The organism is Stenotrophomonas sp. 05L414_2, from assembly GCF_056397905.1.
This window is the reverse complement of the sequence record NZ_JBFTOJ010000008.1, coordinates 20668-33330: the sequence shown is the minus strand read 5'-3', so window position 1 is coordinate 33330 and position 12663 is coordinate 20668. Positions and strand designations below refer to the sequence as shown.

The following is a 12663-nucleotide window of genomic DNA, read 5'->3' as shown; positions in this document are numbered from 1 at the left end:
CATCAGCCTTCCTCGGTCACGCGCAGGACTTCCTCGAGGGTCGTCTGCCCGCTCAGGGCCTTGCTCAGGCCATCCTCGTACATGGTGCGCATGCCGGCTTCGCGGGCGATGCGCTCGATCTCGCCCATGCCATCGCGACGCATCACCGCACGGCGCAGCGCGTCGTTCATCACCAGGAATTCCATGATGGTGGTGCGCCCCAGGTAGCCGGTCGGCGCCAGCGCCGAAGGCTTCGGGCGATAAAGGTAGATCGTTCCATCCGGTTGCAGGCGGCGCAGGTCGAAGCGTTCGATCTCTTCCGGCGAGGCTTCGTAGCGTTCGGCGTGGGTCGGCTCCAGCCGGCGCACCAGGCGCTGGGCCAGGATGCCGTTGATGGTGGAGGTGAGCAGATAATCTTCCACGCCCATGTCGAGCAGGCGGGTGATGCCGCCTGCGGCATTGTTGGTGTGCAGCGTGGACAGCACCAGGTGGCCGGTCAACGCTGACTGGATCGCGATGCGCGCGGTTTCCAGGTCGCGCATTTCGCCGATCATGATGATGTCCGGATCCTGGCGCACGATGCTGCGCAGCGCATTGGCGAAATCCAGCCCGATCTGTGGCTTGGCCTGGATCTGGTTGATGCCTTCGATCTGGTACTCGACCGGATCTTCAACGGTGATGATCTTGACGTCGGCGGTGTTGAGCTGGCTCAGCGCGGTGTACAGCGTGGTGGTCTTGCCCGACCCGGTGGGGCCGGTCACCAGCAGGATGCCGTGCGGCTGTTCAAGCACCTTGCGGAACTGCGGCAGGAAGGCATCGGTGAAGCCCAGCCGATGGAAGTCGAACACCACCGTCYCGCGATCAAGCAGGCGCATCACCACGCTTTCGCCGTGCGCGGTGGGCACCGTGCTGACACGCAGGTCCAGTTCCTTGCCCTGCACGCGCAGCATGATGCGGCCATCCTGCGGCAGGCGGCGCTCGGCGATGTTGAGACGGGCCATGATCTTGATGCGGCTGATCACCGCCGCGGTCAGGTTGGCCGGCGGGCTCTCGCCTTCGACCAGCACGCCATCGACGCGGTAACGCACCTTCAGCCGATTTTCGAACGGCTCTACGTGGATGTCCGACGCGCGCAGTTCGACCGCGCGCTGGATCACCAGGTTGACCAGGCGGATCACCGGCGCTTCGGAAGCGAGATCGCGCAGGTGCTCGATATCGTCCACTGCGCCGCCCTCGCCATCGGCGGTTTCCACGATCGCGCCCATCGCACTGCGGCCCTGGCCGAACCAGCGCTCGACCAGATCATCGATCTCCGCGCGCATGCCCAGCAGCGGCGTGACCGGTACACCCAGTGCCAATTGCACGGCCTGCTGCGGGTAAGGATCGTGGGCGTCGGCCAACCACAGCTGCACGCCGTGTTCATCCAGCGCCAGCGGGCACACGTGGAATTGCTTGAGGAAGCGCAGCGACAGCGGCAGGCCTTCGGCCAGCGCCTGCGGTGGCGATTCAGGCAGCTGCCGTCCTTCCAGCAGCGGCAGGCCCAGCACATCGGCGCTGGCCTGCGCCTGGTCACGTTCGGACACCAGCCCAAGCCGTACCAGCAGCCCAAGCAGGCTGCCACCGGACTCGGCATGCAGCGGCCGCGCACGTGCCAGATCTCCTTCCTTGAGCCGACCACGTGCCAGCAGCGCATCGAGGATGCGGCCTTCAGTGTCGTCGATGGCGGTGGCAGCGAGCGCGTTCACGTGACTCTCCTGTCGATCGTCCCGACTTTAGCAGTTAAGCCGTGGTTTCCACCCTCTCCGGTTCTTCTTTCGTAAAAAGACGAGGCCCGTCACACAGGTGACGGGCCCCGCTTATTCATTTACGACAGTCGGTTATTACTGGGTCGCCAGGATGCTCACCCCGCTGTAAGCGGCCTCACCCACCACCTTGATGTAGTAGGTACCGGCCACCGGCTTGGCCACGCGCACGGTTTCGGTATTGCCCGGGCGGGTCGACTTGGCATCGTTGTCGGTCGCGGTGGGCACGCGGCCCTGCGCCAGGTACACCGACACGTTGCCGCTGCCGCCGTAGGTCAGCACGCTCAGCGTCTTGCCGGCGGCCGCTTCGAAGGTATAGACGGTTTCGCTGGCGGCCGCACCGGCCAGCCCGCCCACGGTCACCTTGTTGGTCAGCGGAATGCCTTCCGGCTCGCAGTTCTCGGTGCACGGCTCCTTCAGCGCAGCATCCAGTGCGGCCTTGGCATCGAGGATGCCGGTACCGATCGGGGTGGCCGCCGGGATGGTCACCGGGAACTTGCGCGCCGACTGCTTGAGCAGGGTTTCCAGCGCGGCCGGGGCCAGCGGCTCCTTGCCCTTGGCGATCAGCGCGCTCTGCACCATGGCAGCCACCGCGGCAACGTGCGGCGAGGACATCGAGGTACCGCCCTTGCCCATCAGCACCCACTCACCGGCGTCCGGGGTGGTTTCCGAACTGGAACCGACCTGCCAGATGTAGCCGTTCGGGTTGCCGTCGACACTGCCGCCACCGCCCGGGGCCGACAGGTCTACCGCGGTGCCGTAGTTGGAGTAATAGGTGATGCCACCGGTGACACGGGTCGCACCCACCGCCACCACGTTGTTGCAGCTGGCCGGACGGTACTTGGACGCGTTGTCGGTTTCGTTGCCGGCCGCGACCACCACCAGGGTGCCGCGCGACACGGCGCCGTTGATCGCGTCCTGGTAGGCGGCATCGCAGGCGCCACCACCACCCAGGCTCATGTTGATGATTTCCGCCGGATTGGTGTTGGCCGGAATGCCCGGCACGGTGCCGCCCGACGCCCAGGTGATGGCGTCGCTGATGTCGGCCAGGGTGCCGCCGCACTTGCCCAGCACGCGCACCGGCAACACCTTGGCCTTGTAGGCCAGGCCTGCCAGGGCACTGCCGTTGTTGGTCACCTCGGCAATGGTGCCGGCCACGTGCGTGCCGTGCCAGGAACTGCCTTCCGGTTCGGAACCGGTGTAGCACTCGTTGGCCGTTTCCACCCAGTCGCCGTAGTCGGTGGCACCCGGTGCGCGGCCATCGTTCGGGCGGCGCGAGGATTCCTTGTCACTGATGAAATCGTAGCCTTCCAGCAGGTTGCTGCCGAAATCCGGCACGCCCGGCAGGATGCCGGTATCGAGCACGGCGACCACGATGCCCTCGCCCTGCGAGAGATCCCACGCGGCCGGTGCATTCACACCACCGGTGGCGTTGAAGAAGTTCCACTGGTACTGCGCGTAGTTGGGATCGTTGGGCACCAGTGCCGGCTGCGCATTGGTGGCACGCAGGTCCGAGCGCTGCAGGCGCACGTTGGCCACCGCGTACTGCACCGACGGATCGGCATTCAGTTCAGCCAGTACCTTCTGCATGTCGGCCGAGCCCAGCCGGGACTTCAGGCGGATCAGGTCGCCACCGGTACCGAGCTTGCGCTCCACCAGCGGGGAAAGTGCCGCAGCACGGCTGGTGGTGCCGCTGCTGACGATGGCACGCGACAGTGCCGACTGCACGACCGAGAGCTTGGTCGAACGATCGCTGGCGGCCGCGGTGCCGTTGCGGTACTTCACGATGATGCCGTCCACGCTCTGCTGGGCAGTGCTGGCCACGCGCGCCGGTTCCTTGGCCACGCCCGGCTTGGCCGCATGCGCCGCACCGACGCCGACAGTCAGCGACAACACGGCGGCAGCCAGCACATTGATGCGAAGGGTCTGCTTCTTGGTCACGTTCGAAATCCTCTTCAAGGTCATGGTTGAGCTTTCCTTCTCCGTCCGTTGCACGGACGGAGCTCACTACGGCCATCACTCCCTGCGACTGCCCTGGCTGGCCCACCAGGGTTGCCATGCCACGCCCCTTTGGCGCTCACTGCTCGACGTGCCGATGGGTTGTCCACCGGCACGTTGTTGCGCACTTACCAGCCGAAGCCGGCACCCACGCCGACCGAGCTGTCATCACTGCTGAAGGCACCACCGACGGTGACCGTGGCGCGATCGCTGATCGCACGCTGGTAGCCCAGCGACATGGCCGACTCGCCGCCCTGGAAACCGATGCCGACGCCGACCCGGTTCTGGGTGCGGATGCCGGCGGCACTGGTGGCCATGTTGAGCATCGCTGCGCTCATCGCGCCCTGGCGGTCGATGCGGCGATCCATGTGGCGCAGGCGTCCATCAACTTCGCCCTTGAACACATCGAAGCTGTCGGTGACTGCCTGCACGCGGCTGTCGGYGTAGCTGTTGGCGGTGGTGATGCCACGATCCAGCTGGCCCTTGTTGACCGCATCGGTTGCGGTGGTACCGGCCGCCACGTTGGTGACCTGGCGTTCGTTGCCCTCACTGCCGACCGAGACGGTGTTGGCGCGATCGGCAACCGAGCCCTGGCCCAGCGCCACCGCATTGGCCGCCGTTGCACTCGCGCCCTGGCCGACAGCGGTGGACGATGCACCGCTGGCGACTGCGCCATCGCCCATCGCGACGGCGTTGACGCCACCGCCTGCGACCAGTGCCGGCTGAGCACTGCCTGCGCTGGCAGCGGTCGGCGTGCCCTGCACACGGGCCGTTGCCGATCCGCCATCCGCCAGGCTCGCGTCGGTGGCAGCCGACGCCGTGGCCACGTTGGACGCGTCTGCGTCCAGCGGGGCGGCCATCGAACGCAGGCTGGCCGCGCCGGAACGCGTGCCGCTGGCGGTGCGACGATCGATCTCGCTGACCTTGCGGTCCAGTGCGCCCAGCGCGTCGCCGACGTTGCTGTAGGTGGACCCCTGGATCACATAGTTCGGCGCGACGAACACGCCCTGCATGCCGACGCTGGCACCGCCGCCGAGGAAGCTGGCGGCATCGCTGAGCGACTGGAACAGCTGCCCACCGTTGATCGCCTGGCGGCTGCCGGAGGCGATGCTGCCGGCGCCGACGTTGTCGATGGTGGTGCCCTGGATACCGGCCAGGGTCAGGCGGTCGCGGCTGGCATCGTCGTAGCCGACCGAGCTGGCCGCGCTGGTTTCAACAGTGGCGATGCGCGAGTCGAAATCACCGACCCGGGTTTCCACCGCACCCACGCGCTGGTTGGTGACGTTGAGCTGTGAACCGGTCACGGCGTCGCTGCTGCCGGCGGCGATGCGGCCATCGGCAACGTTGACGATGCGGCGCGTAGCAGGACCATCAGTGCCGTTGCCGCCACCGACCGACACTACGTTTGCATCCACCGCACGCGCGCCGGCACCGAGTGCCACTGAGTTGCTGCCGGTGACGGCGGCATTGGCGCCTACGGCCAGTGATGCGTTGCCGACGGCGCTGGCGTTGCTGCCCAGTGCATTGCTGCGGTTGCCACTGGCAGTGGCACTGGAGCCCACCGCCACTGCGTTGGTACCGCTGGCAGTGGCGGTGCCGCTGCCGTTGGCACGGAAGTGCCTGCTGGTGGCGTCGGCGGTGGAGGCCACCGCATCCAGCTGGCCCTTGTTCACCGCATCGTTGGCCTGGGTACCGGCGGCCACGTTGGTCACCTGGCGGTTGATCGCGCTGTGGCTGACCCCGGCAGCATCGACCCACTCCTGCGCCGCACCCACCGATACCGCATTGGCACGGTCGGCCAGCGAACCTGCACCGAGCGCCACGCTGTTGTCGGCGTCCTTGGTGGTCCAGGTATTGCTGCCCAGCACGGTGGCATTGGTGGCCTGCGCATAGCTGTTGTAGCCGACCACGGTGGCACCGTCCTCGGTGGCCCATGCCTCGCTGCCGATCGCGGTGGTGTGCTGGCCCGTGCCAACGCTGTTGGCGTCCTGTCCGGCCAGCGCGTTGAAGCCGACCGCCACGCCATTGAGCCCGGTGGTGGCATTGTTGCCCAGTGCGGTACCGAACTGGCCGGCGCGCGCCTGCACGCCGAAACCAGCACCGGCGATCTGCGCGACGGTGCCCTGGCCCACGGCTGTGGACACTTCGGCGGCCTGCGCGCCACTGCCCAGCGCGGTGCCGAAGAAGGCGGACGTGGCACCGGCACCGTAGGAGGTGGACTGCCAGCCGTTGGCCGACGCGAAGTTGCCGACGGCGGTGGCTTCGCGACCATCAGCGGTTGCGCCATAACCGACCGCGGTTGCGGYCAGCCCGTTGGCCTGGGCGATGCCGCCGACGGCGACCGCACCGATGCCCTGCGCCTGGGACTGAGCACCGAGGGCCACACTGGCCGGGCCTGCGCTGCTGCTTTCCACGCCGATGGAAATCGCGCCACCGGCCGTGCTGCTGGCGCTGCTGCCGATCGCCACACCGTCTTCACCACTGGCCAGCGCATTGAAGCCGACGGCGGTGGCGTTGGCCGCGACCGCGGTGGCACCACTGCCGAGCGCACTGGCGCCATTGCCGATCGCATTGGCCGCTTCACCGGCCGCCAGCGCATTGTCACCTTCGACGTAGGCACCGGCATCGCTGTCGGCACTGCCGCTGGCCTGGAAGTGCTTGCTGGTCTTGTCGGCGACACTGGCCACGGCATCCAGCTGGCCCTTGTTCACTGCATCGGTGGTCTCGGTGCCGGCGGCAACATGGGTGACCTGGCGTTCACCGCCCGCGCTGCCGACGGCCACCGTGTTGTCACGGTCGGCCTTCGAGCCCGCACCAAGGGCGACACTGTTGACACCGTTGGCGGTCGCGCTGGCACCCAGGGCGGTGCTGTCAGCCGCATCGGCCCATGCATTCCAGCCGATCGCGGTGGCGTAGTCATCGGTCGCCCAGGCACCGGCACCGAAGGCCGCCGCACCGGTACCGCTGGCACGCGACGGGATCAGGCCGAAGAAGGTGCTGCCGCCGATGGCGACACTCTCTGCGCCACTGGCTTCGCTGGACTGACCGACGGCGACGGCGCCGCTGCCTGCTGCCGCCGCTCCGAAGCCGACAGCCGTGGTGTTGGCACCGGTCGCTGCCGAACCGTAGCCCAGCGCGGTGCCGAGGCGGCCGCTGGCTTCGCTGTAGCCACCGATGGCGGTGGTGCCATCGGCCGAAGCGGCACTGCGGAAACCACTGGCCAGCGACTGCGCACCGCTGGCGACGGCCTCCGCACCGTTGGCGGTGCTGTAGACGCCGCTGGCCTGTGCAGCGGTGCCGGTAGCGGTGGCGCTGATGCCACTGGCTACCGCGCCGTTGCCGAGTGCGGCACTGTCTTCACCGGTGGCCTGCGCGTTGCTGCCTACCGCAGCCGCATTGCTGCCCGTGGCCAGCGTGTTGAAGCCCACGGCGGTCGCGTTGGCGGCCACGGCCGTGGCACCACTGCCGAGCGCGGTGGCGCCATTGCCGATCGCATTGGCCGCTTCACCGGCAGCCAGTGCGTTGTCGCCTTCCACATAGGCACCGGCATCGCTGTCGGCGCTGCCGCTGGCCTGGAAGTACTTGCTGGTCTTGTCCGCCGTAGCGGCGACAGCATCGAGCTGGTTCTTGTTGACCGCATCGGTGCCTTCGGTGCCGGCCGCCACATGGGTCACCTGGCGTTCGCTGCCGGCACTGCCGACGGCCACCGTGTTGTCACGGTCGGCCTTGGAGCCTGCGCCCAGGGCGACGCTGTTGGCACCGTTGGCGGTAGCGCTGGCGCCCAGCGCCGTCGACTCGGCGCCATCGGCCCACGAATTCCAGCCGATTGCAGTGGCGTAGTCGTCGGTGGCCCAGGCACCGGCACCGAACGCCGCTGCGCCGTAGCCACTGGCACGTGATGGCACCAGGCCGAAGAAGGTGCTGCCACCAATGGCCACGCTCTCATCGCCGCTGGCTTCGCTGGAATCACCCATCGCCACCGAGCTGGCGCCCGACGCCGCAGCGAACACGCCGGCAGCGGTGCTGTTGGCACCACTGGCCACGGTGCCATAGCCCAGCGCCGAGCCGAGGCGACCGCTGGCTTCGCTGTAGCCGCCGACTGCGGTGGTGCCGTCTGCAGAGGCTGCCGAACGGAAGCCACTGGCCAGCGACTGCGCACCGCTGGCGACCGCCTCGGCACCGTTGGCCGTGCTGTACACCGCCGTCGCCTGCGCGCCTGCACCGGTCGCGGTGGTGCTGGTTTCGCTGGCCACCGCGCCGCTGCCGAGCGCCGCACTGTCTTCGCCCGTCGCCTGTGCGTTGTTGCCCACCGCAGCCGCATTGCCGCCGCTGGCCAAGCTGTTGAAGCCCACCGCCGTGGCGTTTGCCGCTACCGCTGTTGCACCACTGCCGAGTGCGGTGGCGCCGGTGCCGATCGCATTGGCGGCCTCACCGGCAGCCAGCGCGCTGTCACCTTCCACGTAGGCACYGGCATCGCTGTCGGCGCTGCCGCTGGCCTGGAAGTACTTGCTGGTCTTCGCGCCTTCGGCGGCCACCGCGTCCAGCTGGTCCTTGTTCACCGCATCGGTACCCTGGGTACCGGCGGCCACGTTGGTGATCTGGCGGGTGTTGCCGCCGCCACCGACCGACACGGTGTTGTCGCGGTCGGCAATCGAATCGGCACCCAGCGCCACGCTGTTGGCACCGCGCGATTCAGCCGCATTGCCCAGCGCGGTGCTGTTGATGCCCGGCGCATAGGCGCCGCCACCGACCGCGGTGGAATAGTCGCCGGATGCTTCGGTCGCCAGCAGGCCGAACAACGATCCACCGACGGCCACGGCATTGGTGCCGGTAGCCAGGCTGCCCTGGCCGGTGGCGGTGCTGTAGGCACCGGACGCTTCCGAATCGCCACCAAGCGCGACGCTGTTGGAACCGGAGGCGTTGGCAAAGTTGCCGAAGGCAGTGGCGTTGAATGCCGAGGCGTTGGCGTAACCGCCGATGGCGGTGCTGTAGCCACCGGTCGCTTCGGCACCAATGCCGAATGCTGCCGAAGCGGTGCCACTGGCCACGCTTTCACTGCCGACCGCAGTGGCGGCCTCACCGCTGGCGTTGCTGAAGTAGCCTACCGCCACGGCTTCTTCGCCGCTGGCTTCGGACAGCACGCCGCTGGCGGTGCTGCCAGCGCCGCTGGCCACCGCGGCCGCGCCGAAGGCCGCACTCTGTTCGCCGCTGGCTTCGCTCTCGGCACCATGAGCAGTGGCGTATTCGCCGGTCGCCTGCGCGTTGGCACCGATGGCGCTGGCATTGGCCGCGCTGGCCAGGGCATTGAAGCCGATGGCCTGTGCGTTGCCGGCCAGTGCATTGGCGCCACTGCCGAGGGCGGTTGCGCCGTTGCCGATGGCGTTGGCCGATTCACCCGCGGCCAGCGCGTTGTCACCTTCCACGTAGGCACCGGCGTCGCTGTCGGCACTGCCGCTGGCCTGGAAGTACTTGCTGGTGGTCGCGGCACTGGCTGCAACCGCGTCGAGCTGCGACTTGTTCACCGCATCGGTGGCCTGGGTACCGGCCGCCACACTGGTGATCTGCCGCTCGTTGCCGACGCTGCCCACCGACACGCTGCGGTCGCGGCTGGCCACCGAACCGGCACCCAGTGCAACCGCGTTGTTGCCACTGGCCGTGCTGCCCGCGCCCAGGGCGATCGCACTTTCACCGCCGGCCACCGTGTTGGTGCCGATGGCGATGCTGTTGATGCTGTTGCCCAGCGCCTGGAAGCCCAGCGCAACACTGTTGTCGCCGTAGCTGAAGGCGCCGCGGCCGACGGCGGTGGAACTGGTGCCGTTGGCCCAGCTGTTGTAGCCGATGGAGGTGGCACCATTGGCGCTGGCCCATGCCGCCGGACCAAACGCCGAGGCATTGCGACCGGTGGCCCACGCGCCGGCACCGAAGGCAGTGGCGCCTTCCTCGCTGGCAGTGCTGTAGCCACCCACGGCGGTGCTGTCATCGGCCTTGGCGAAGGCGCTGTCGCCGACGGCGACGGCATAGCTGCCGGTGGCGCGCGACTTGCCGCCTGCCGCGAAGCTGTTGTCGCCGGTGGCCTGTGCCGCATTGCCGAAGGCGCTGCTGCTGGCACCGGTCGCCTGCGCGGCATTGCCGACGGCGGTGGAACCGGCCGAGGCGGTGGTGCCGATCTGCACCGGGTTGCCCTGCTCATCCAGCAGCGGCTGGTTGTATTCGTCGTAGGCCTGGCCGAGGCCACCCACGGCTACCGCACCGTCACCGTCGGCGAAGGTATTGCGACCCAGTGCCACGCTGTCGGCGCCGATGGCCGCAGCGCCTGCGCCCTGTGCCAGCGCGCCGGCACCGATGGCGTTGCTGGCCGAACCCGCCGCTACCGCACCCTCGCCCTCTGCATAGGCGCCAGCATCGCTGCCGCTTTCCGGCTGCGCCTGGAAGAAGCGCGCGGTGGTGTCGGCGGTGCTGGCCACGGCGTCCAGCTGGGCCTTGTTCACTGCATCGGTGGCTTCGCTGCCAGCAGCCACGCTGGTGATCTGCCGCTCGTTGCCGGCACTGCCCACGGCCACGCTGTTGGCGCGCACCGCTTCGGAATTGGCGCCCAGTGCAACGCTGTTGGCACCACGCGCAGTGGCGTAGTAGCCGACGGCGGTGCTCTGCGTGCCACTGGCCCAGGTCTGCGCGCCCAGCGCACTGGCGTTCTCGCCCGGTGCATAGGCGAAGTAGCCCACTGCGACCGACTCGGCACCGGAGGCCTCGGTCAGGCTGCCATTGGCCACGGCCTGGTCGCCGCTGGCGATGGCACCGGCGCCGACGGCCGTGGCCGCTTCGCCACTGGCCTGGGTCTGCACGAAGAAGCCCAGGCCCGGGATCAGATCGGCCGGGCCACCGATGGCCACGCTGCTGGTGCCGGTAGCGTTGCTCTGCGTACCGACGGCCGTGGAGTAGTCGCCGATGGCATTGGAGACAGCACCGAACGCCGACGACTGTGCGCCTGCCGCGTAGGCTCCCACACCATACGCCGACGCTGCGAAACCACCGGCATCGGCGCTGGCGCCGACGGCGGTACCACCGACCCCGGCACTGGTGGCGCCGGTCTCTACCGGCACGCCACCACTGGTGATCAGCGGATTGCCATCGGCATCCACCGCAGCACCGCCGACGGCGACGCTGCCCGGGCCGACTGCCTGCGCGTTGTTGCCGAAGGCCGCGCTGTTCTGGCCAGATGCAAGCGCGTTGTTGCCGACCGCAGTGGCGTTCTGCGCGACGGCGGTCGCACCTGCACCGACGGCGGTCGTACCGTTGCCGATCGCATTGGCAGCTTCGCCAGCGGCGAGCGCGTCATCTCCCTCGGCCAACGCACCGGCATCGCTGTTGCTGCTGCCGGTGGCCTGGAATCGCTTGGCGGTGGTATCGGCTACCGCTGCCACGTCGTTCAACTGAGCGACGTTGACCGCATCGGTATCTTCGGTACCGGCGGCAACACTGGTGATCTGCCGGGTCAGGCCGTAGTCGACCGCACCCACCGACACGGTATCGACGCGGTCGGCCAGCGAGCCGGCGCCCAGCGCCACGCTGCCGGTAGCCACGGCCGCCGAATTGGAACCCAGCGCGGTGCTGTATTCGCCCACCGCCGTGCTGAACGCACCGACGGCAATCGACGCTTCGTTGGCGGCGGTCGCACCACGGCCCAGCGAGGTGCTGCCGGGGCCCATCGCCACGGCGCCCGCGCCGACCGCGGTAGCGCCATCGGCGCTGGCTTCGGACAGTGCACCCAACGCGGTGGCTGCACCGTTCTCGCTGGCGGCCACGGCACTTGCACCTACCGCCGTATCGCCAAGGCCGAAGGCGGCCGCACTCTGCCCGACCACTACGCTGGCATCACCCAAGGCGAGCGCGTTCTGGCCGAAAGCACTGGCACCAAGTCCTGCGGCAATCGCCTGGGTGCCGACCGCGGTGGTGGCGTTGGCCAGCGACTGGCTGCCACTACCGACCGCGATGGCGCCCTGGCCTTCGATCTTTGCCGCGTCGCTGTCATCACCAGCGCCATCGGCCTTGAAATAGCGGCTGCCCTCGGCGGCCGCCTGCGCAAGCGCGGCCTGCGTGGCGCGCGCCTGTGCATCCAGCTGTGCCTTGTTCACCGCATCGGTGGCGGCGGTACCGGCGGCGACATTGGTCACCTGCCGTTCCTTGCCGGCATCACCGACAGAAACGGTGTTGGCGCGCGTTGCCTTGGAACCGGCGCCCAGCGCCACGCTGTTGGCGCCGGTGGCGCTGGTACCCGCACCAATCGCCACCGCGTTGCTGCCCTTGGCGCTGGCACTGCCATCGACCACGCACTTGTCCAGCACCTTGCTGTTGAGCACCACGCAGTTCGCGCTGCCCCCAATCTCGACCGACTGCGCCGCAGCGATGCCGGTCATGCCCAGTCCCATTGCCAAGGCCAGCGCTGCAGCCAGTCGTGCCGGCGCGGCATCGGTCGCACCGCGGCGCTGGTCGACGACCCCGCCTGATGAGCTGGAAGAGGCCAGTTCCGAGGCCACCACCAACTGACCCAATGCTTTGTTCCAGACCTTGCGATAAATCCGATTCATCGGTACGGCTCCTGATTGGACTGGTTTTGGGCAAAGCAACGCCACCGCCGAGCCTTCGTGGCCCAACGTCCCCTGGGGGCGTTTATTCGCGTGATTTACTGCGGGTATTGCCGAACGGCGCGCAGGGACAGAAAACCGAGCGCATGCGCCGTGCGGTTACTGCGGGATGAACAGATTTGAAACGGGGGTCAAGTGTTAACGGCATCTTTGCGGATCGTCAAGAGTTTGACGCAGCAAAACCCATTGCCGTGAAGCAGTTCACTGTTTCACTTGTTTATGTACGCATTTTGTTAGGCGCG

Annotated in this window: 3 protein-coding genes; all 3 read right to left on the bottom strand. The window is 68.3% G+C overall.

All coding sequences use genetic code 11. The features are described 5' to 3' along the window. Positions 1-2 precede the first annotated feature (2 nt). On the bottom strand, positions 3-1724 hold the full coding sequence (gene gspE / locus AC1DJN_RS02335; protein ID WP_478038735.1) for a type II secretion system ATPase GspE: 1722 nt from the start codon (positions 1722-1724) through the stop codon (positions 3-5). Positions 1725-1859: 135 nt separating this feature from the next. Next, positions 1860-3746 carry a S8 family peptidase gene (locus AC1DJN_RS02330; RefSeq protein ID WP_032977158.1) on the bottom strand — a complete coding sequence of 629 codons (1887 nt, stop codon included), beginning with the start codon at positions 3744-3746 and terminating at the stop codon, positions 1860-1862. A 161-nt stretch (positions 3747-3907) separates the two neighbouring features. After that, the gene (locus tag AC1DJN_RS02325) at positions 3908-12364 is read right to left on the bottom strand and encodes an ESPR-type extended signal peptide-containing protein (RefSeq protein ID WP_478038733.1); all 8457 of its coding nucleotides are present in this window, start codon (positions 12362-12364) and stop codon (positions 3908-3910) included. Positions 12365-12663: the final 299 nt, after the last annotated feature.